Here is a 20,639-nt window from a genome sequence, read left to right as displayed (position 1 = left end):
TCTACTCCGCCAGCAGCTCGGTCACCAGCTTCGTGAAGCCGGCCGCGTCCGGAAGCGGCGAGCCCTCGGCCAGCAGGGCCTGACCGAGCAGCACCTGGCAGTGGCGATCGAAGCGCGCGGGGTCCTGCTCGCGCAGGGCGCCCAGCTTCTTGACCACCGCGTGCTCGGGGTTGAGCTCGAGGCGGCGCTTCTGCTCCGGTCCCATGCCCTGCCCGCTGGCCCGCATGGCGCGCTCCACGTGCGGCGCGGCGGCGCCCTCCTCGACCACGAGCACGGCCGGCGAGTCCACCAGGCGCGAGGAGAAGCCGACGCCCGAGACGCCGTCGCCGATCGCGGTCCCGACCGCGTCGAGCAGGTCGCGACTCTCCTCCTCCTTCTTCGCGAGTTCCTCCTTCGCCCCATCGTCGGACAGGTCGGACTCGCCCTTGTGGATCGCGCGCAGGGGCACGTCGCGGAACGCGTTCAGCTTGGTCAGCCAGAACTCGTCCACGTGGTCCGACAAGAGCAGCACTTCGTACCCCTTGGCGCGGTAGGCCTCGAGGTGCGCGGAGTGTTCGATCGACGCGGCGTCGGGGCCGGTGATGACGTAGATCGACTCCTGACCCTCGGGACGGCGTGCGAGATACTCGTCGAGGGTCGTGAAGCCGTCGCCGTTGGTCGAGCGGAAGAGGCACGCCTCGGCCAGCTCGGCGGCCAGGTCGGTCTCGAAGTACAGACCCTCCTTCACAGCGGGGCCAAGCTCCTTCCAGAAGCCCTCCCAGTCCTCGCGGCGCTCGCTGCACAGTTTCTTGAACGTGTCCACCGCCTTGCGCGTGATGCGCTTGCGGATCTGACCCAGTTGCTTGGTGTACTGCAGCGTCTCGCGGCTGACGTTGAGCGGCAGGTCGGAGCTGTCCACCACGCCGACGAGGAAACGCAGCCAGACCGGCACCAGGTCCTCGACCGAGTCGCTGATGAACACGCGGCGCACGTAGAGCTGCACGCCGCTCTTCGGTCCCTCGGGATCGAACAGGTTCATGCGCGCGGCGCTCGGGACGAACAGCAGCGCGCTGTACTCGGCCGTGCCCTCGGCCTTGAAGTGGATGGTCTCGAGCGGGTCGCGCCACTCGTGCGCGAGGTGCTTGAAGAACTCGGCGTACTCCTCGGTGCTGACTTCCGAGCGCGGCTTGGTCCACAGCGGCCGCATCGAGTTGAGCGTGATCGTCTCGGTGCGCACGGTGTCCTCGCCACCCTCCTCCTCGGCGCGATCGACGCGCTCGACCTCCATCTGGATCGGGTACTCGACGAAGTCCGAGTAGCGGCGCACGGTCTCGCGCAGCACCCACTCCTGCGTGAAGTCCTTGGTGTCCTCGCGCTCGCCGTCGAGGGCCGACAGCTTCAGCTCGACGCGCGTGCCGTGGGTCGGGACGTCGGCCTCCTCGATCGTGTAGGAGCCGTCGCCCTTGGAACTCCAGCGCCAGCCGGCCTCGGTCCCCGCCTTGCGCGTGGTGACCACGACCTCGTCGGCGACCATGAACGCGGCGTAGAACCCGACGCCGAAGCGCCCGATCAGCTCGGGCACGTCGGCCTTCTTCGAGGCGGCCAACTCGTCCAGGAAACGCCGCGTGCCCGACGAGGCGATCGAGCCCAGATTGGCCATCAGCTCGGCCTCGTCCATCCCGATCCCGTTGTCGATCACGGCCAGTGTGCGCGCGGCCTGGTCGACCTCGAACCGGATGGCGAGGTCCTGGTCCAGGCCCTTCAGTCCGTCGTCGGTCAGGGCGCCGAAGCGCAGCTTGTCGAGGGCGTCCGAGGCGTTGGAGACGAGCTCCCGCAGGAAGACCTCCTCGTGGCTGTAGAGCGAGTGGATGACGAGGTCGAGCAGCTGGCTCGCCTCGGCCTGGAATTCGTGGGTCCGGGTCGTCATGGGTCCGTTCGGGGTCGGTGCGCGGGCGCCGCGACCGCGCGGGGCGGTGCTGGGGCGGCTTCGGAGCGGCGCTTTCGGCCGAGGAATCTACCCGCCGCGTGCCCTTCTTCCAGGGCTCGGAGCCTCCTTGGCGGGCCCGCCGCGCACCCCGGGGACCCGTTCCACGCCACCCGGCCCCCCGCCCCGGCCGCCGAGGCCTTCGCCCTTGAAGGAAATCGCATTTCTGGTCGGTCTCCCCGACCTCGGCCTTTTTCGTGGGGTAGGTTCAAGTGCCAGTGGAGCACGCGAGGTCGGGGGACCTCACTAGGGCTCTGCGCTGCGGCATCCCGCTTCTTGGGGATCCCGAAGTGACCGACGACGGTCCAAGGGGTTGGAAGCGGGTTCCCGGGAGTCTTCGGCCCGGGCCGGCCCACACGGTCGGACGCAGCGTGTACCAGGCGCCGCCTTCTGCGACGCGAACGGCACTCAGCTACCGAATCGGGGGACTTGGACAATGGGACAGGATCGAATCACCTGCCGCGCTGCGGCGAACACTCGGACGGCTCACACGGGACGCTTCGGCGCGGCGAGCATCTCGCTCGCACTGGCGCTCTTCGCGGCCGGTTGCTCGGGCGGCAGCGGCTCCGGCGGCGTGGCTCCGGTCACCCCGCCCGTGACGTTGACCTTCGCCAGCACCCAGATCGACATGCTGGCCGGCGTCGTCGCCCCGCCCAGCGAGCCCACCTACCAGGGCGGCGCGGCCGACTTCACCGTCGTCCCCGCCCTGCCGGACGGTCTCTACCTGAACGCCGCATCGGGTGAGATCCACGGCCTGCCGACCACGGTCAGCCCGCGCACGAACTACACGATCACGGCCCGCAACGAGGAGGGCTTCCTCACCGCGGACGTCGAGATCGAGGTCCATGCCAGCTTCGACGAAGCGGCCTTCGTCTACGCCTTGCACCCGCAGAGCGACGAGATCTCGCTCTGGCGCGTGGACGCCGGCACGGGGACGCTGGTCCCCGCCGGACGCACCCGCACCGGCAACCTGCCGGTCCGCGCCACCGTCGATCCGCTCGGTCGCTTCCTGTACGTGGTCTGCGGCGGGCAGGAGAGCGTCGTGGTGCACCACATCGACCCGCTCACCGGCGAGCTCGATCCGGTCCAACTGGCCGCCGCCGACGGCGCCGCGTTCGACATCGCGATCGATCCCACCGGCCGCTTCCTCTACAAGTCCAACCTGCACGTCGGAACGCTGCAGGCCTTCGCGATCGACGCGACGAGCGGCCGTCTCGTGAAGAACGGCGCGCCGGTCCAACTGCCCGGCCCCTCCGCCCTCGAGATCTCCGGCAACGGTCGCAACCTGTTCGCCGGCACCCTGGACGGCCAGGCCGTGCTGCACTTCGTCGTGGACTCGGTCACCGGCGAGGTCGGTCAGTTCGTCGGCTCCGCGCCGATCGAAGGCCCCGTCGACCTTCTGTTCGACGAGACCAGCGACCTGCTCTACGCCCTCGACTTCACCAACGGCTCGCTCGTGACCTACGAGCTCGACGCCGTGGGCGGGCGCCCGACGGTCCTGTTCGACACCCCCGTCGGCGGCGCCCCGGCCTCGATCGTCAAGGTCGGCGACCAGCTGCACGTCGGCATGCACTCGCCCGCCGGTGTCCTGACCTTCGACGTCGATCCGGTCGACGGCCGTCCGATCTTCGACCAGGCCCTGCCCCTGGCCGGCTCCGCGACCAAGATCGAGCGCTTCGGCACCGACGGCGCGACCATGCTGGCGCTCGACGGCGCGGCCCTCGTCGCCCAGGTCACCATCGACGGCGCGGGCGACCTCGAGTGGTCGGACCGCCGCCCCTGCAAGAACGACGTGACCGACCTGGTCGTCGTGCACGGACCGCGCGCCTTCGAGCTCGAGACCGCCGGCCTGTTCACCGCCACCGCCCAGTCGCTCGAACTCAGCGGCTACCGCACGAACGGCGGCGGCCTGGATGCCGCCGGCCTCCCGGTCCCGATCGGCCTCGACCCCTCGCGCCTGGTGATCGACGAGACGCGCAACCAGCTCGTCGCCGTCAGCCGCGGTTCGGACCAGATCAGCACCTTCTCGATCGACCCGGTCACGCTCCAGCTCGACGAGCTGGCCACGGTCCAGGCCGGCCTCGAGCCGCGCGACGCTCGCCTCACCGCCTCGGGCCGCTGGCTCGCGAGCCTCGACGCCGATCGCGTCGCGCTGTGGAGCATGGCCGACGACGGACAGATCGCCGTGGTCGACTCGGAGTCGGTCGGTTCGATGCCGCGTCACCTGACCATCGACCCCGCCGATCGCTTCGTCTACGTCAGCGAGGGCGACACCGTGCGCCTGTTCGAGCTGAACACCGAGGCCGGCACGCTGACCCCCGCCGCCGGCGGACTGACCTTCGCGAACGGCAGCCAGCCGAGCGGAATGTGCGTCTCGCCCGACGGTCGCTTCCTCGTGATCTGCCTCGAGGGCACCGGTCGCATGCACGTGGCCGAGATCGATCGCAACGACGGCAGCCTCACCTCGCGCAGCACGCTCGAGACCGGCTTCCGCTCGACGGAGCCGTCCTTCGACGGTCGCGGTGCACGCCTCATCACCGTCGAACCCGACGAGGACCGCGTCAGCCTCTACGGCCTCGACGACGCCGGCACCGTGTCGCTCCAGTCGCGTGCTCTGTGTGGCAGCGACGCCAACGCCGTGGCCTTCGACCGCCAGGGCGCGAACGTCTACGGCGCCGCGCAGGGCAGCGACACGATCGAGATCTTCTCGGTCGACGGATCGAACCTGACCTCGTCCTCCCAGGTCCAGGTCGGCCTCGACACCTCGCCCCAGGTCGTGACGGGATACCTGGTCTGGAGCCCGGTGCTCTGAGATTCGTCGACGACCTCCGAGCGGGGCCCTCGTGGACGGCGCGCGCGGCGCGGATCGGGACGACCCGGTCCGCGCCGCGCCGCGTTCCACGAGGGCGCCGCGCGGCATCCGTCGAGCGGGGGTGACGCGCGGCGCCTCGCTCGCGGCAGGAGCCCCGGTTGCCCGAGTGCATCGCGGCGATAGATGGTGGATCCGAGCCTCGGCGCGCACAATGGAGCCGTTCGAGCGGACCCCGCTTGCGCCGAGCCACCCGACCCGGTGGGTCCTCCCCTCTCCCGATGCCGGTCATGTCCTTCTTCCGACGCCAGTCCCCGTCCGCCCTGCCCGTCCGTGCCGCCGCGCGTCCGAGCACGGCGCGTCCGTTCGGCGCGCGCGCCGCTCTGGTCCTCGCCCTCGCCGCCTGTGGCGTGACCGCGGGCTGCAACCGCTCCAGCAGCGGCGGCTCCGCTTCGGTGGTGCTCGCCACGGCGCTCGGCTACCAGGGCGAGACGTCGGAGTACCGCGTCGGCGTGGAAGCGCGCGCGCTCGTGCCCGAACCCGACGGAGCGGTGGTCTCCTACTCGATCGCTCCGCCGCTCCCCGCGGGACTGACGCTCGATCCCAAGACCGGAGTCCTCGGCGGCATCCCGACGGCCGCAGCTCCGCTGACCGCGTACACGATCACGGCCCAACTGGCGAACGGCGGAGCGATCGCGTCGACCGTGCGCTTCCTGGTCGCCGACACCTTCGCGGCGGCGCGCTACGGCTACTCGCTCACGCTTTTCCCCGGCACGATCACCGCGTGGCGCTACGACGCCGGTTCCAAGACCTACCTGGCGAACGGTGGCGACGTGTCGGTCGGCACGCCCGTTCGCGCCGAGGCGCACCCGCTGGGCGACCGACTCTTCGTCCTAGACTCCCTCGCCGGCAGCGTGGTGACGTTCGCGATCGACCCCGAGTCCGGCGTGCTCGAGCGCATCGACGAAGACTCGACGGGCATGTTCCCGATCGCGCTCGAGGTCTCGGCCGACGGCCGCTTCGTGTACACCGGCTCCGAAGAGGACCTGCGCAGCTTCCGCGTCGACCCCATCACCGGCCGGCTCCAACCCACCGGACCTCCGTTGGCCATTCGGAGCACCTCCGCGATCGCCGTCGACCCGTCCTCGTCGATGATCGCGGTCGGAAGCGCTGGCTTCGAGGCGATCGGCGTCTTCACCCTGGACGCCGACGACGGATCGATCGGCCAACTCCGCGGCTTCACCAAGGTGCCGACGCCCTACGCGCTCGAGTTCTCACCCGACGGTCGACGCCTCTACACCGCCAGCCTGATCCGCGACACGATCGACGTCTTCGACACCGATCCGCCGGCGCCCGTCCTCGCGCGTCTCGACCAGCGCACCGTCCCCGCCGGCACGTTCGATCTCGAGGTCGAGAGCGAGTCCCTGTGGGCCGCGCACTTCTCGGCGAGCGCACTGAGCGAGTTCGAGCTCGACGCGGACGCCGTGCCCGCGGCGACGGGTACCACGGTGCTCCTGGCCGGAACGCCGACGTCGGTGCGACCGAACCCGAGCGGTGGCTACGCGGCTCCGCTCTTCGACGCCGGCTTCACGCAGTACGCGGACGCCGTCGCGGGCGACCCGCTGTTCATCCCCCAGCGGCGCTTCCTCGCCGATTTCGTGCTCGCTCCGGCGGCCGGCGCGCGCGAGCGCTCGACGCCGTTCACCGCGGCCCTCGACGCCGGCGTGGGCGCGGTCGTGCTGCTGTCGTCGAACGACGGAACGCCGATCGGCAGCCCGAACCTCGCCGGGCCGGCGCCGCGCGCGCTCGCGACCGACCTCTCGGGACGCACGCTGGCGATCGGCGACGGAATCAACGGCAGCATCCGGCGCTTCGACGTCGACGCGTTGCAGCCCACGCTCGCCCTGCGCGGCTCGCCGACCCCGGCCGGGTTCGAGGTGCGCGATCTGGCACTCGACGGTGGAGGTCGACGGCTGTGGGCCCTGACCGAGGGTCAGCTCATCACGTACGAAGTGCCGCTCGCGGGCGCCACGGTCCAGATCGACCAGGCGCCGATCGGCCCCGATCCCGCGCGGATCGCCGCCGATGCCTCGGGCCGCTTCATCGCGTGCACCGACCGCGTCACCGACCAACTCTTCCTGTTCGGCGTGAGTCCCGCTTCGAACGAGCCGATCCCCGCGGGCAACTCGCCGGTCTCGTTGCTCGACCTGGGCGAGACGAGTGTCGGTGCGGGTGCGGTCGCTTTCGAACCTCTCGGGCGGGTCGTCATCGTCGCGCTCGAGGACGTGGGCGCCGTGCGGACCCTCCTCGTCAACACGCTCACGGGCTCGACCCAGCCCGCCGGCACGGTGAGCGGCATGGGGCGGCCCGTGGACCTCGCCGTGCGACTCGACGGCCTACGCGTCTTCGTGGCGGATGCGGCGACGCCTGCTCTCCACCTCCTGGCGCTCGACCCCAAGGGCATTCCGTTCCTGCTCGACACGCTGCCGCTCGACGAGTCGCCCACGCGCCTGGTGCTCGAGGCCTCCGGTCAGGCCGTTCAGTTCCTTTCCGAGGACGGTGGCTGGGGCCGCGCGAGCGCTCCGACCGACGTGCTCCAGCTCGACGCCACGGCCGACCTCGGCCTCACCGACGCGCTCGACCTGGCGCCGATCTCGGTCTGGGTCGATGCGCCCACGGCGACCACCGGCACCGGCGAGACCGGCGCGAAGTAGGGTCTGTCACGGCGCACGCTTCGCCGCGTGCACCTGACCCGAGAACGCAACGGGCCCGCGCGCTGCATGCAGCACGCGGGCCCGTTCCATGTGGCGCACGCCCGTTCTCGGGCGCTGGCGCGCGTCACGCCGACCGCGTCACACCGGGCGCGTCCAAGTGTCCAGGTGGCGCTCGATGAAGGCGCGCAGTTCGCCGACGGGCACGCGCTCCTGTTCCATCGAATCCCGGTGGCGGACCGTGACCGAGTCGCCCTCGAGGCTGTCGCCGTCGACCGTGATGCAGAAGGGCGTGCCCGCCTCGTCCTGGCGACGGTAGCGTCGACCGATCGCACCAGCTTCGTCGTAGAGCGTCGTGAAGTGCGCCTTGCGCAGCATCGCGCCGATCTCGCGCGCCTTCTCGGGCATCCCGTTCTTCTTCACGAGCGGCAGGACGGCAGCGGTGACCGGCGCGATCCGCGGGTGGAAACGCAGCACGACGCGCACGTCACCGCCTTCGAGCACTTCCTCGTCGTAGGCCTCGATCAGGAACGTCAGCGCCATGCGGTTGATGCCGCCGGCCGGTTCGATCACGTAGGGCGTGTACTTCTCCTTGGTCTGCGGATCGAAGTACAAGAGTTTGGTGCCCGACGCCTCGGAGTGGCGCTTGAGGTCGAAGTCCGTGCGGCAGGCGATGCCTTCGAGCTCGCCCCACCCGAAGGGGTACTCGTACTCGATGTCGCTCGTGGCCGTGGAGTAGTGCGCCAACTCCTCGGCCTCGTGCACGCGGATGCGCAGCTTGTCGGCCCGGATCCCGAAGCTCGTGTACCAGTCGAAGCGCTCCTTCACCCAGAACTCGAACCACTGCGCCTCCTGATCGGGCGGTACGAAGAACTCCATCTCGGCCTGTTCGAACTCGCGCGTGCGGAAGACGAAGTTGCCGGGCGTGATCTCGTTGCGGAACGACTTGCCGATCTGCGCGATGCCGAACGGCGGCTTGGTCCGCGCGCTGTTCATCACGTTGAGGAAGTTCAGGAAGATGCCCTGGGCCGTCTCGGGGCGCAGGTACGCCACGGCGCCCGTGTCCTCGACGGGCCCCAGGGTCGTCTTGAACATCAGGTTGAACTCGCGCGGCTCGGTCAGCTCGCCGTCACACTCGCCCGGACGCTTCGACGGCTTCTGGAGGCACTTCGAGTCCTCGAGCTTGTCCGCGCGGAAGCGCCCTTTGCAGGTCTTGCAGTCGACCATCGGGTCGCTGAAGCCACCGACGTGTCCGGACGTACGCCAGACCTCGGGGTTCTGGATGATGGCCGAGTCGAGACCGACGACGTCCTCGCGCTCGGTCACCGTACGCTCCCACCAGGCCTCCTTGACGCGCCGCAGGAGCTCGACGCCGAGCGGCCCGTAGTCGTAGGTGTTGCCGATGCCCCCGTAGATCTCGGAGGCCGGGAAGACGTAGCCCCTGCGCTTGCACAGGGACACGATCTTCTCCATGAACTGGGTGTCCTTCTTCGTGGACGGCTGTTCGGACATGGGGCTCTTGAACGTGCTCGGGGTGACCGGCGAATCTCTCGGGATCGTCGCCGCGGGGCCTCTCTCGGGCATCCAGCAGCAGAACGAACGGGGCGCAGAGTCTACTCTGCGTCCTCCACGGCCCATCCCCATGCAGAGCTACAAACACGCCTTCTCCCGCGCCCTCGACGCCGACCCGGCCCGACTGCACGTCGCCGCGCACAGCCACCATCCGTGGCCCGACGTGGCGCGCGACGCCCATCTGGCGGCGTGGGACGACGCGGTGCGGCTGCTCGACCACAAGTGGGAGCGCGTCTTCGGCGAGGTCCTCCCGGCCGCGCGCACGCACATCGCGCGCATCCTCGGGCTGCCCGATCCCGGGACGCTGTGTTTCGCGCCCAACGTGCACGAATTCCTGGTGCGCATCGCGAGCGCGCTCCCGAACGACCGCCCGTTGCGCATCCTCTCGAGCGGTTCGGAGTTCCACAGCTTCACGCGGCAGGTGGCGCGCTGGGTCGAGGTCGGACGCGCGCAGTGGACGACCGTGCCGACCGAGCCCTTCGCGACCTTCGCCGAGCGCTTCGCCGCCGCCGCGCGTGCGGACACCTACGACCTGGTCTACGTCAGCCAGGTCTTCTACGACTCGGGCTGGGTCTTCGAGGAAGCCGGGGAGATCCTCACAGGCCTCGCCGAGCCGACCACGTGCGTCGTCGACGGCTACCACGGCTTCATGGCGACACGCACGGACCTCGGGCGGATGGCGGCGCGCGTCTTCTACACCGCGGGCGGCTACAAGTACGCGATGAGCGGCGAGGGCGCGTGCTTCTTGCACTGCCCGCCCGGCCAGCTGATGGCTCCGGTGGACACCGGTTGGTTCGCGGGGTTCGACGCCCTCGCGCGCGCGGACGGCTCGGTCGAGTACGCGACCGACGGCGGGCGCTTCTTCGGTGCGACCTTCGACCCGAGCGGGCTCTATCGCTTCGTCGCGGTGGCCGATTGGCTCGAGCGCGAAGGCCTCGACGTGGAGGCGATCCACCAGCGCGTGGTGGCGCTCCAGGACCGCATGATCGCGGCGGTCGAGCGCGGAGCGGCCGGCCCGCTCACGCTCGACGACCTGCTCTCGGATCGCGGCCCCGATCCTCGCCGCGGCAACTTCCTGTGCTTCCGGCGCGCCGACGCGGGCGCCCTGTGCGAGAGCCTGCGCCGAGCCGGGGTCGTCGTGGACAGTCGGGCGGACCGCCTGCGCTTCGGATTCGGGCTGTACCACGACCTCGCGGACGTGGATCGGCTCGTCGAGGTGCTCGGCGCGCTCTGACGTGGTCCGGCGCCGCGACGCGCCGACGACTCAGCGACCCGTGCCGCGCTGCCCCAAGAGATCGAGCACCGTCGAGGTCAGTTCGGCGCCGAACACGTCGCGCGCGCGGATCGTCCCGGCCGCGTCGATCACGAACAGGCTCGGGAAGGACTTGATGTCCCAGCTCACGGGCCAGGCCGAGTTCCGCGCCCCCTGCCACGAGACGTCCCATTCGCGCCCGGACGCGGCGTGGGCCTCGCGCGCGGCGCGCACGTCGGAGTCGACGCTGACGCCGACGACCTCGAAGCGATCGCGCGGGAACAGCAGCGAGAGTTGGTCGAGGACCCCGAGCGCGCCTCCCTGTTCGGACGCGTCCTCGAAGAACACCAGCGCGACGACGCGGCCGCGGCGCGACTCGAGGTCGAGCGTGCGCCCCAGTGAATCGGGCCGGTCGAACTGCGGCAGCTGCGAACCGACGCACAGGTTGCGCAGCGCGAAGATGCGCGGTCGCGCGCTGGCGGCCAGTTCGTGGCCGGGATGGTCCGCGATCAGGCGCTCGAGCAGATCGGCCGCCACCTTCGGTTCGGCGGGCTCGACCTCCGCGACGATCTCCGAACGCGCGAACAGCGACCAGGCGCGCACCTCGTCGCTGGTCGCCCGCTCCCCCACCCGCTCGAGCAGAGCGAGCAGATCGGAACGCGTGGCCTCGGTCGCGACCGAGATGGCCGAGCGTGCGACCTGGTCCATCCAGGGCGCGTCCGCGAACTCGTCGGCCAAGCGTGCGAGCAGGGCCGCGCGCCGCTCCTCGAGTTCTTCGGCCGTCAGGTCCAGCGCATCGATCCGCACCCACGCCCACCAGGCGGCGCGCCCCTCGCCCAGGGCCAGCAGGCGCTCCATCACGGGCCACGCCTGGCGCACGGGATGCTCGGGGAGCGCGTCGTCGCGGGCCGACCACGCGCCGAGCCAGAGGCGCATCCGGCTCGCGACCGCAGCGCGCACGAGTTCGAAGGCGGCGCCGCGCGCGATCGGTGCGACCGGCCCCTCGGCCTGTGCCTCGGACAAGAGGAGCTCGAGCCCGCCGTCGAGATCGCCCGTGCTCTCGAGCGCGAGCCCGCGAGCGAACCGGGCCAGCGCGCCGGACGGCAACCGCGACGTCGTGGACGCGAGGGCGTCGGCCCACGTCCCGTAGGCCTCCGGGCGAGCCTGGGCACGCACGAGCCCGCGCGCCACGGCGGCGGGCCCGACGAGATCGACGCCCCAGACCTCCGGAGGCGTCGGCGTCAACAGCACGGCGAGAGCCGAGGATGCGTCGGTCGGCGCCCGGTCGGAGGCGTCGAGGAACGTCAGCACGAAACCGGCCGCGGCCTGGACCGGCAGCGCCGCGCGATCCTTCTGGGCGAGTCGCTCGCGCGCGGCGCGCCACACGGCCGGATCGTCGGGCGAGCCGGGGTAGTGCGCGGTCCAGGGCGCGACGCGGAACTCCGGTGGGATCGACGCGTCGGGCTCGTCCTGGTGCGCGGCGGTGCGAGCGAGCGCTCGCGCCGGCGCGACGGTCGGCGCGACGGCCGGCGCGGTGGACGCGAGGCGGGCGCTCGGCGCTGCGACGAACACCTGTGCGGAGGACCGGGCGGACCCGGCCCCACCGGCGACGAGGAGAGCCGCGAGGACGGCGACGAGGCGTGTACCCATGTGGACAGGAGCCTACACGTCGCGTGGACCTGCGTGGACGAAAGGACCGCCCATCGCCCTATCATCGAGCCCATGACGAGCACAGCGAAGCTCCCCGACGCCCGCCCGAGCCACACCTGGCGCGCCCCGCTGGCGGCCGCTCGGCGCACCGACTCCGAGCTGGCCCGCGTCGCCGACCGCGTCCGCGACGGCCAGCGGTTGACGCCCGAGGAGGGCCTCGTGCTGCACGAGCGGGCCGACCTCTCGCTGCTCGGGGAACTGGCCCACGGGGTCCGTCTGCGGCTGCACCCCGAGCCGATCGTGACCTACATCGTCGACCGCAACGTCAACCCGACGAACGTCTGCATCACCGACTGTGGCTTCTGCGCGTTCTATCGCCGCCCGAAGCACGAGGAGGCCTACGTCCTCGATCGCGATGAGATCCACCGCAAGCTGGAGGAGACGCGCGACCTCGGAGGCCGGCAGGTCCTGATGCAGGGCGGACACCACCCGTACCTGAAGTCGGACTGGTGGTGCGACCTCTTCCGCGACCTGCGCGAACACTTCCCCGCGATCAACCTCCACGCGCTCTCGGCGCCCGAACTCGACCACCTCTCGAAGATCGACAAGCGGCCCGTCGAGGACGTGATCGCGGACCTCGCTGCGGCGGGACTCGGCAGCGTGCCCGGCGCCGGTGCCGAGATGCTGGTCGAGCGCGTCCGCAAGATCATCGCTCCGAAGAAGACGACGACCGACCGCTGGCTCGAGGTGCACCGCCGTGTGCACGAGGCCGGTCTGCGCTCGTCGGCGACGATGATGTTCGGGCACGTCGAGACCGCTGCCGAACGGGTCGAGCACCTCGAACGCCTGCGCCAGCTGCAGGACGAAACGGGCGGGTTCACGGCCTTCGCCTGCTGGAACATGCAGCCGGACGGCGTGCCGGAGGAGCACATCTACCCCGCGCGCGTGACGCCGGCCGTGTACCTGCGCGTCCAGGCCCTGTCGCGCATCTACCTGGACAACATCGCCAACATCCAGACCTCGTACGTGACGCAGGGGATGAAGATGGCGCAGATCACGCTGCACTACGGCTGCAACGACTTCGGCGGAACGATGCTCGAGGAGAACGTCGTCTCGGCCGCGGGCTGCACGCGCCTCGAAGGCATCGACCGGATCGAACGCATGATCGAGGGCGCGGGCTTCGCGCCCCGGCGGCGCAACTCGTGGTACGGCATCGACGACGAACGCCACGACGGCGCCACGTTCCCCAGCTGCCGCGAGGAAGCGGCCGTCGGTTCCGGGGCGGCGGGAGGTGCGCGATGAGCGCTCGACCCGACAGCGCTTCGACGGAGCGCTCGCTCGTCGAATCCGTGCGCCCCGCCGGCCTCGCGGACATCGCCGAGAAGGTCGTCGCCGGCACGCGCCTCGCCCCCGAGGACGGCGTGCGCCTGTACGCGAACAGGGACCTGCACGCCGTCGGGCGTCTGGCCAACTTCGCGCGCGAACGGCTCCACGGCGATCGGACGTACTTCAACGTCAACCAGCACATCAACTACACGAACTACTGCAACAAGTTCTGCAAGTTCTGTTCGTTCGACCGCTTGCCCGGACAGGAGGGCGCGTACCTGCTGACGCCCGAACAGGTCGCCGGCAAGATCGAGGCGCAACTCCACACGCCGGTCACCGAGGTGCACATGGTCGCCGGGGTCTGGCCCAAGATCCCCTACCAGTACTACCTGGACATTCTGCGAGCCGTGAAGCGCACGCGCCCCGCCATCCACATCAAGGGCTTCACGATGGTGGAGCTCGACCAGATCTGGAAGAAGGCGCGCGAACAGGCGGGGCTCGAGACCATGGCCGAGGTCCTCGCCGATCTGCGTTCGGCGGGCCTCGACTCCTGTCCCGGCGGCGGCGCCGAGGTCTTCAGCGAGCGCATCCAGGCGCAGAGCTACTCGAACAAGATCTCCGGCGAACGCTGGCTCGAGATCGCGCGCGAAGTGCACCGCGCCGGCATGCGCTCGAACTGCACGATGCTGCACGGCCACGTGGAAACGCCCGAGGAACGGATCGACCACCTGGTGCGTCTGCGCGAGCTGCAGGACGAGACCGGCGGCTTCCAGACCTACGTCCCGCTCTCCTTCCACCCGCTCAACAACGAGTGGTCGCACCTGAACGGTCCGACGGCGGTCGACGAGCTGCGTGAGATCGCGGTCGGGCGCCTGATGCTCGACAACATCCCGCACATCAAGGCCTATTGGGTCCTGATGGACGTGCCCGTCGCCCAGGTCGCCCTGTCGTTCGGAGCGGACGACGTGGACGGCACGGTCGTCGAGGAGCACATCTACCACGACGCCGGTGCGACCACGCCGCAAGAGGTGGCGCGCGCCGAACTGGTCGACTGGATCCTCGACTCGGGGCGCATCCCGGTCGAGCGCGACACGCTCTACAACGTGGTCTGGTCGGCCGATCCGGTCGCGGCGCCGGTCGGCGCGCCGGCGCCGCTCGTCACGGGCTGAGCCGCGGCCCCCGCGGTGGGCGCGACGGGGCGTCCGTTCGACGTTCGAGGGCGTGCTCGGGATCCCGGCACGGCGGTTGCTCGTACGGCTGTCGAGCACCCACCCGGGCGCGCCGGAACGGACCCCACGGGGTTTCGGAACGGTGACCCGAGGTCGACCGACCTCCCCGGTGGACGCTCCATGACCCCCACGGAGGACCCACCGATGAACCTGTCGCACCGCCCCGCCCTCGCCGCCAGCCTCTGCCTCCTCGCCCTCGCCGGCTGTGCGCCCCACGGCAGCGCGTTCTTCCAGAGCAGTCTGCCCACGGCGTACTTCTACGACGACGAGCCCAACGACAGCTCGAACCACCCCCAGCCGATCGGCCCCGTGTACCCGCCGGAGCAGTTGGTGATCAGCGGCAACGTCGGCAGCGTGTACGGCCTGGGCTTCGACGCCACCGACTCGTACGCGCTCCAGACCACCGACCCGGCACGCATCCACTTCGAACTCGATTGCTACGGCAACGCGGACCTCGACCTGTGCCTGTACGACCCCTACTACGACGAGATCGTCGCCCACTGGGACTCGTTCGGCGACGAGTACGGCAGCTTCGACGTGCCCGGCTTCGGCCAGGACTTCCAACTGATCGTCGTCGCGTTCAACGGCACGGGTGACTACGACCTGTTCCTGCGCGTCGAGGCTCTGCCCGGCTACGCCCAGGCCCCGATCGCGTTCACCATCGCGGACGACGAACGCAACTCGGGAACGGCTGCGCTCGCGGACGACGAACGCGATGCGCAGGCGCTCGCACGCCGGACACGGGTGGCGGACCTGATCGCGGCGCCGCGGCAGGCCGAAGCCCTCGCCAGCGGACGCCTGCGCCGCGCTGGCGCGGTTCGCGAAGCGCTCGAGTCCGCGCTCGAACCCGTGCTCGAACGCTGACCTCTCAGCGGCCCGCGAGCGGGGCCCGCTGCCACCACGCCGCTGCCCGCGAGGGCGGCGGCGTGCTCCATTCCAGGCGTTCCGTGCGCGTCGGATGGTCGAGCGCGAGTCGCCAGGCGTGCAGGGCGACGCTGCGGTCGGGCAGGGGCTCGCGCGCTCCGTGCTTGAGATCACCGAGCAGCGGCGTGCCCAGACTCTGGGCCGCGAGGCGCAGCTGGTGCGATCGGCCGGTGACCGGAACGAGCTCGAGCAGTGCGCACGGCCGGCCCGCGTACTCGAACACGTCCAACCGCCGCCACAGACTGCGCGCCTCGCGTCCGCCCGACGCGGCGCTGCGCGAGGCGCGGATCGCTCCGGTGCGCGCGTCCTTCGCGATCCACTGGACGAATTCGCCGGCCTCGTCGTTCGGCACGCCGTCGGCGATCCCGAGGTAGGTCTTCTGGACGCGGCGTTCCTTGAAGGCGGCCGTGAGGCGCGCGGCGGACTTCGACGTGCGAGCGAAGCAGACCACGCCCGAGACGGGGCGATCGAGTCGGTGCACGACGCCGAGGAACGCGCGTCCCGGCTTCTCGAACTCGACCTCGATCCAGGTCCGCACGCGGTCGAACAGGCTCGTGTCGCCCGAGGCGTCCGGCACGACCGGTTCACCCGCGCGCTTGGCGACGACGACCACGTGGTTGTCGACGTACAGCACGTCCAGTCGTTCGTCGAAGGCGTTCATCGCTGCGCGCTCAAACCTCGAGCGAGCGTTCGTAGCGCGCACAGAAGCCGCAGGGCAAGCGACGTTCGCCGCCGTCCGCCGCCGCGTGGGACTCGACGAGTGCCAACTCCCCCACGTCGCAGCGCCCCGGTCCGAGGTCCTCGAAGAGGTTCTGGAAGGCCAGCGGTGAGTACCCGACCGCGTAGGTCGAGAGGATGCAGAAGCCACCCGGTTCGAGCAGCCGGTCGGTGGCCTCCAGCAGAGGTGCGAGCCCTTCCTCGAGCGTCCACTTCTGACCCTTGGGACCGCGCCCGTAGTGCGGCGGATCGAGCAGGACGCCGGCGTAGCGCCGCTCGCGACGCACTTCGCGGCTCGCGAACGTCAGCGCGTCCTCGCACACGAAGCGGATCGCGTCCGCGGGCGCGCCGGACAGTTCCGCGTTCTCGCGGCACCAGGCCACGGACGTCTTCGATGCGTCGACGTGGGTCACACGGTATCCGGCCAGCGCGGCGGCGACGCTGGCCACGCCGGTGTAGCCGAAGAGGTTGAGCAGCTCGGGCCGCTCGCCCAGACGTTCGCGCGCGCGCCGCACGTACTCCCAGTTCGCCGCCTGCTCGGGGAACAGTCCGACGTGCTTGAACGGCGTCGGTCGGACGCGGCAGGCGAGCGACGGGATCGAGTCGAGCAGACCCTCGAGCACGACGCCCTCCTCGAGTGCAGCCGCGGCGCGTCGCGCGTTCGTCCCGCGCGACTCGAACCGACCGCCGCGGTCCGACTCGCGCACGAAGACGAGATCGGCGTCGTCCCACTTCGAGCGGCGCGGGCGCCACAGGGCCTGGGGATCGGGTCGATCGATCACCAGCGCACCGAAGCGCTCGAGCTTGCGTCCGGCGCCCGAGTCCAGCAGTTCGTGACCGCGCAGGGGCGTGCAGGGGAAGACCGCAGGTTCCATGGGCACCGAGCCTAGCGACCGAGGACGCGCGACCCCACGCCGCGACCGGCGCTACACTCCGCCGATGGTCGCACGGACTCTGCGCGTGGGCTCGGTCCCCTACCTGGTCGGGCGACCGCTCGATGCGGCCCTGGACGATCCGCACGACGCTCGGACGGGCTCCGACGCGACCGAATCCGTGTCCCCGGGCGCGATCGACCTCGTCCGCGCCGTACCGAGCCGCCTGGTGGAAGGCTTGCGCGACGGCAGCCTCGACGTGGCGCTGGTCAGCTCGATCGAGCTCTTCCGCCGGCCCGGGTACCGCTACCTGGCGGGGCCCGTCGTCGCCGGTCGCGGCCCGGTCTCGTCCGTGCGGCTGTACCTGCGGCGCCCCGTGGCCGAGGTGCGTTCGATCGCCCTCGACCCCGCGAGTCGGACGTCGGCGGCGTTGGTGCAGTGCCTGGACCGCGAACTCGGCATCGAGGGCGCACGCTTCGTCGAGCCCGACGGCGGGGCCGATCCGCGTGGGGCGGGGACGGACGCCTGGCTGCGCATCGGCGACGCGGCCCTGCGCGAGTCGCTCGCCGAACCCGATCTCGAGCACATCGATCCCAGCGAACGCTGGCTGTCGGCCACCGCGCTCCCCTTCGTCTTCGCCCTGTGGATCGTGCGGCCAGGCGTCGAGATCGAGCCCTTCGTCCCGCTCTTCGAGCGCGCCCGATCGCTCGGACTCGCTGCTGTTCCGACCTTCGTCGAGCGACACGCACGGGCGAGCGGACTCCCGCGTGCCGCCCTCGAACGCTACCTGGGCACGGAGTGCGTGTACGACGTCGGTGGCGACCTGGCTCCCGCTCTGACGACGTTCAGAGATCGCGCCGGAGCACGCGGCCTGTGCGACGCTACCCTCTGTCCGAGCGCCGTCGACCGCCCCACGGCCTGATCCGTGCGAGCCATCGGCCCTTCCGCTCCGCCCCTTCCCGAACCACGACCGTGGCCCCGCGCATCCTCGAAGTCGACCGCTGCCCGCACTGCAAAGCCGATCTCGAACGGCCGACGCCGCGCCTGTGCCCGAGCTGCGGCGGATCGCTGCAGAAGCGCTACCTCGAGGCCGGCTGCCTGTCGTCCAAGCCCGTGCTCCTGATCGCGGCGGGAACGGCGGCCTGGACGCTGCGGCACCTCTTCGGCGCCTGAGCGGCGGCGAGGTCGACTGCGCGCCGGGCGCCGCTCGTGCGCCGGACCGCTCGACACCGGACCGCTCGACACCGGACCGTGCGACACCGGACCGTGCGACACCGGACGGCGCGACACCGAACCGTGTCGCGTCGCACTCCCCGCCGTGAGCCGTCGCGTGAGCGGCTCGGCGCCCGCTCGGACAGGCGACGGCGTGTGCCGGCGCGCGCGTCGGTGCCGGTCCGGGGACGAAGCCGCGGGTGGGATGGCAGCGCGCCCACCGCACGCTCCACAATGGGAGTTCGCATTGGTCGCGCGCGGCCACGAGCGAACCCACCGCCACCATCCACGAACGACGCCTTGAACGCCGACGCCACGAATACGGACACCGCCGCGGGCGGCGGTTCCCCCACGCTCTTCGACCTCGAACCCGCAGGAGCGAGCGCAGAGGTCACCGACCAGAGGACTCAAGCAGTGGCCAAGAAGGCGAGCACGAAGAAGACGGCCAAGAAGGCGAGCGCGAAGGGCGAGAAGGGCGCCGAGCCCGCACCGCGCAAGCGTGCTTCGGCCGAGTCGATGGCCGCCAACCAGCGCGAGATCTCGGTCTCGGAGTTCTTCACCAAGAACCGCCACCTCCTGGGTTTCGACTCGCCGCTGAAGGCGCTCCTGACCGCCGTGAAGGAGGCGGTCGACAACTCGCTCGACGCCTGCGAGGAAGGCGGCATCCTGCCCGAGATCACGGTCGAGATCAGTCCCGGCGAACAGGAGGGACGCTTCCGCATCGCCGTCGAGGACAACGGGCCCGGCATCGTTCGCGACCAGGTCGGCAAGATCTTCGGCAAGCTCCTCTACGGCTCGAAGTTCCACAAGCTCAGCCAGACCCGCGGCCAACAGGGCATCGGCATCGCGGCCGCCGGCATGTACGGGCAGCTCACCACCGGCAAGCCTGTGCGCATCCTGTCGCGCCCGGGCAAACGCGCCAAGGCCCGCGAGTTCCTCCTGTCGATCGACACGGCGCGCAACAAGCCCGAGATCCACCACGACGAGGAGATCGAGTGGGACCACGGCCAGGGCACGCGGGTCGAGATCGAGATGGAGGGTCGCTACCAGAAGGGTCAGCGCTCCGTCGACATGTACCTCAAGCAGACGGCGATCGCGAACCCGCACCTGACGCTGCACTTCGTGGATCCGGGCGGCGAGAAGGTCAGCTACGAGCGCAACGCCAACGAGCTGCCGCCCGAGACCCTCGAGATCAAGCCGCACCCCCACGGGGTCGAGCTCGGCATGCTGATCAGCATGCTCAAGGCGACCGAGTGCAAGTCGCTCTCGGGCTTCCTCCAGGAGGAGTTCAGCCGCGTCGGCGCAACGGTCGCCAAGAAGATCGTCGACGCCGCCGGCAAGGGTCTGACGCTCAAGAGCTATCCGACGCGCATCGCGCGCGAGGAGGCCAACGAACTGCACCGCGCGATCAGCGAGACGAAGATCTCGAACCCGTCCACGGACTGCATCGCGCCGATCGGCGAGGAGCTGGTCCTCGCGGGCCTGAAGAAGGAGATCGACGCGGACTTCTACGCCTCGTCCACTCGCCCGCCCGCCGTGTACCGCGGGAACCCGTTCCAGATCGAAGTTGGTATCGCCTACGGCAAGCCGGAGGGGATCGGCCTCGAGCTGACCGAGGGCGGACGCATTCGCAAGAAGGTCAAATCGGGCAAGGACGTGGTCGAGGACCTGGTGGCCGACGCCGACGAACCGGTGCGCGTCCTGCGCTTCGCCAACCGCGTTCCACTGCTCTACCAACAGTCCGCCTGCGCCGTCACCAAGGGCATCATCCAGACCAACTGGAAGAGCTACGGCCTCACCCAACCGCGCGGCGCACTCCCGATCGGGCCGATGGTCCTCCTGGTGCACATCGCCAGCGTCTGGGTCCCGTTCACCTCCGAGTCCAAGGAAGCGCTCGCCGCCTACCCGGAGATCATCAAGGAGGTGAAGCTCGGCCTGCAGGAGTGCGGTCGCAAGCTCGGGGCGTACATCCGCAAGGGCAAGCGCCTGAAGCGCGAGTTCGAGAAGCGCAGCTACATCGAGAAGTACATCCCGCACATCGGGCTCGCACTGCAGGAGATCCTCGATCTGACCGACGCCGAGCGCGACGCGACGGTGGAGGAGCTCGAGGACGTGCTGCACAAGAGCCGCAAGTTCTAGGTCGCGCGTCGAAGCTCTTCGAGCGCTCGCACCGATGACGTCCACCGCCATCCCTCGTTCGGCGATCCTCCTCGGACTCGCCAGCCTGATCCTGCCCGGTGCGGGTCAGGTGCTCCAACGGCGCTACGGACGGGCCCTCCTTCTGATCCTCCTCGCCGCTGCGCTCTGGTACCTCCTGGCGCTCGGCTATCTCGTCCACCTGTGGGCCGCGTTCGACGCCGCCCTTCACCGGCGCCGCTGAACGGCCCACCACCAACCGCATC

15 protein-coding genes are annotated in these 20,639 nt (G+C 70.5%); 10 read left to right on the top strand and 5 right to left on the bottom strand.

What is annotated here, in order from left to right; translation table 11 throughout:
• Position 1: 1 nt before the first annotated feature.
• Positions 2 to 1,906 (bottom strand): molecular chaperone HtpG, encoded by a 1,905-nt coding sequence (gene htpG / locus Pla163_RS08255; protein ID WP_145186374.1) that lies wholly within the window; start codon positions 1,904 to 1,906, stop codon positions 2 to 4.
• 493 nt (positions 1,907 to 2,399) lie between these two features.
• Here htpG and Pla163_RS08250 point away from each other — a divergent pair, with 493 nt between their 5' ends.
• Both Pla163_RS08250 and Pla163_RS08245 read left to right on the top strand, forming a co-directional pair.
• The gene (locus tag Pla163_RS08250) at positions 2,400 to 4,775 is read left to right on the top strand and encodes a beta-propeller fold lactonase family protein (protein ID WP_145186371.1); all 2,376 of its coding nucleotides are present in this window, start codon (positions 2,400 to 2,402) and stop codon (positions 4,773 to 4,775) included.
• Between the two features lie 287 nt (positions 4,776 to 5,062).
• On the top strand, positions 5,063 to 7,486 hold the full coding sequence (locus tag Pla163_RS08245; protein WP_419186456.1) for a beta-propeller fold lactonase family protein: 2,424 nt from the start codon (positions 5,063 to 5,065) through the stop codon (positions 7,484 to 7,486).
• 138 nt (positions 7,487 to 7,624) lie between these two features.
• Here the strand turns inward: Pla163_RS08245 and Pla163_RS08240 are convergent, their stop codons facing one another.
• Positions 7,625 to 8,995, bottom strand: coding sequence for a glycine--tRNA ligase (locus Pla163_RS08240; protein WP_145186365.1), 1,371 nt, complete (start codon positions 8,993 to 8,995; stop codon positions 7,625 to 7,627).
• On the opposite strand from Pla163_RS08240, the gene Pla163_RS08235 reads away from it, so the two are divergent.
• Positions 8,955 to 10,289: a kynureninase/PvdN C-terminal domain-containing protein gene (locus Pla163_RS08235; RefSeq protein ID WP_419186455.1), complete on the top strand. Its 1,335-nt coding sequence runs from the start codon at positions 8,955 to 8,957 to the stop codon at positions 10,287 to 10,289. The two genes, Pla163_RS08240 and Pla163_RS08235, sit on opposite strands and share 41 nt — an antisense overlap.
• A 30-nt stretch (positions 10,290 to 10,319) precedes the next feature.
• Here the strand turns inward: Pla163_RS08235 and Pla163_RS08230 are convergent, their stop codons facing one another.
• Positions 10,320 to 11,957: a hypothetical protein gene (locus Pla163_RS08230; RefSeq protein ID WP_145186362.1), complete on the bottom strand. Its 1,638-nt coding sequence runs from the start codon at positions 11,955 to 11,957 to the stop codon at positions 10,320 to 10,322.
• Between the two features lie 72 nt (positions 11,958 to 12,029).
• Here Pla163_RS08230 and mqnC point away from each other — a divergent pair, with 72 nt between their 5' ends.
• The 3 genes from mqnC to Pla163_RS08215 all read left to right on the top strand — a co-directional run bounded on the left by mqnC (position 12,030) and on the right by Pla163_RS08215 (position 15,376).
• Positions 12,030 to 13,259: a cyclic dehypoxanthinyl futalosine synthase gene (gene mqnC / locus Pla163_RS08225; RefSeq protein WP_145186359.1), complete on the top strand. Its 1,230-nt coding sequence runs from the start codon at positions 12,030 to 12,032 to the stop codon at positions 13,257 to 13,259.
• The gene (gene mqnE, locus Pla163_RS08220; RefSeq protein ID WP_145186356.1) at positions 13,256 to 14,452 is read left to right on the top strand and encodes an aminofutalosine synthase MqnE; all 1,197 of its coding nucleotides are present in this window, start codon (positions 13,256 to 13,258) and stop codon (positions 14,450 to 14,452) included. The genes mqnC and mqnE overlap by 4 nt, the downstream gene beginning before the upstream one ends.
• Positions 14,453 to 14,656: 204 nt before the next feature.
• Positions 14,657 to 15,376, top strand: a complete 720-nt coding sequence (locus Pla163_RS08215) for a hypothetical protein (RefSeq protein WP_145186353.1) — start codon at positions 14,657 to 14,659, stop codon at positions 15,374 to 15,376.
• Between the two features lie 4 nt (positions 15,377 to 15,380).
• Here Pla163_RS08215 and Pla163_RS08210 read toward each other — a convergent pair whose 3' ends face one another.
• Complete coding sequence (locus tag Pla163_RS08210; RefSeq protein WP_145186350.1) at positions 15,381 to 16,097, bottom strand: RluA family pseudouridine synthase; 717 nt, start codon at positions 16,095 to 16,097, stop codon at positions 15,381 to 15,383.
• A gap of 10 nt (positions 16,098 to 16,107) precedes the next feature.
• Positions 16,108 to 17,028, bottom strand: a complete 921-nt coding sequence (locus Pla163_RS08205; RefSeq protein ID WP_145186347.1) for a class I SAM-dependent rRNA methyltransferase — start codon at positions 17,026 to 17,028, stop codon at positions 16,108 to 16,110.
• A gap of 64 nt (positions 17,029 to 17,092) precedes the next feature.
• Here Pla163_RS08205 and Pla163_RS08200 point away from each other — a divergent pair, with 64 nt between their 5' ends.
• The 4 genes from Pla163_RS08200 (at position 17,093) to Pla163_RS08185 (ending at position 20,617) form a co-directional block, all read left to right on the top strand.
• Entirely contained in the window at positions 17,093 to 17,947 is an 855-nt protein-coding gene (locus Pla163_RS08200) for a menaquinone biosynthetic enzyme MqnA/MqnD family protein (protein WP_419186454.1), read from the top strand.
• 50 nt (positions 17,948 to 17,997) lie between these two features.
• Positions 17,998 to 18,198 carry a hypothetical protein gene (locus Pla163_RS08195; protein ID WP_145186341.1) on the top strand — a complete coding sequence of 67 codons (201 nt, stop codon included), beginning with the start codon at positions 17,998 to 18,000 and terminating at the stop codon, positions 18,196 to 18,198.
• Between the two features lie 339 nt (positions 18,199 to 18,537).
• Positions 18,538 to 20,376, top strand: coding sequence for a DNA topoisomerase VI subunit B (locus tag Pla163_RS08190; protein ID WP_419186453.1), 1,839 nt, complete (start codon positions 18,538 to 18,540; stop codon positions 20,374 to 20,376).
• A gap of 34 nt (positions 20,377 to 20,410) precedes the next feature.
• The gene (locus Pla163_RS08185) at positions 20,411 to 20,617 is read left to right on the top strand and encodes a hypothetical protein (protein WP_145186335.1); all 207 of its coding nucleotides are present in this window, start codon (positions 20,411 to 20,413) and stop codon (positions 20,615 to 20,617) included.
• The last annotated feature ends 22 nt before the right edge of the window (positions 20,618 to 20,639 follow it).

Source organism: Rohdeia mirabilis, assembly GCA_007750655.1.
GTDB lineage: Bacteria > Planctomycetota > UBA1135 > UBA1135.
The sequence above is the reverse complement of the archived record's forward strand: the minus strand, read 5'-3'. Positions and strand labels throughout refer to the sequence as shown.

Bases quoted from the DNA above. Each gene is read 5' to 3' on its own strand.
- Pla163_RS08230 (WP_145186362.1), bottom strand. From the start codon at position 11,957: ATGGGTACACGCCTCGTCGCCGTCCTCGCGGCTCTCCTCGTCGCCGGT.
- Pla163_RS08215 (WP_145186353.1), top strand. From the start codon at position 14,657: ATGAACCTGTCGCACCGCCCCGCCCTCGCCGCCAGCCTCTGCCTCCTC.
- Pla163_RS08185 (WP_145186335.1), top strand. From the start codon at position 20,411: ATGACGTCCACCGCCATCCCTCGTTCGGCGATCCTCCTCGGACTCGCC.
- Pla163_RS08235 (WP_419186455.1), top strand. From the start codon at position 8,955: ATGAACTGGGTGTCCTTCTTCGTGGACGGCTGTTCGGACATGGGGCTC.
- Pla163_RS08250 (WP_145186371.1), top strand. From the start codon at position 2,400: ATGGGACAGGATCGAATCACCTGCCGCGCTGCGGCGAACACTCGGACG.
- Pla163_RS08245 (WP_419186456.1), top strand. From the start codon at position 5,063: ATGTCCTTCTTCCGACGCCAGTCCCCGTCCGCCCTGCCCGTCCGTGCC.
- htpG (WP_145186374.1), bottom strand. From the start codon at position 1,906: ATGACGACCCGGACCCACGAATTCCAGGCCGAGGCGAGCCAGCTGCTC.
- Pla163_RS08205 (WP_145186347.1), bottom strand. From the start codon at position 17,028: ATGGAACCTGCGGTCTTCCCCTGCACGCCCCTGCGCGGTCACGAACTG.
- mqnE (WP_145186356.1), top strand. From the start codon at position 13,256: ATGAGCGCTCGACCCGACAGCGCTTCGACGGAGCGCTCGCTCGTCGAA.
- Pla163_RS08210 (WP_145186350.1), bottom strand. From the start codon at position 16,097: ATGAACGCCTTCGACGAACGACTGGACGTGCTGTACGTCGACAACCAC.
- mqnC (WP_145186359.1), top strand. From the start codon at position 12,030: ATGACGAGCACAGCGAAGCTCCCCGACGCCCGCCCGAGCCACACCTGG.
- Pla163_RS08240 (WP_145186365.1), bottom strand. From the start codon at position 8,995: ATGTCCGAACAGCCGTCCACGAAGAAGGACACCCAGTTCATGGAGAAG.
- Pla163_RS08200 (WP_419186454.1), top strand. From the start codon at position 17,093: ATGGTCGCACGGACTCTGCGCGTGGGCTCGGTCCCCTACCTGGTCGGG.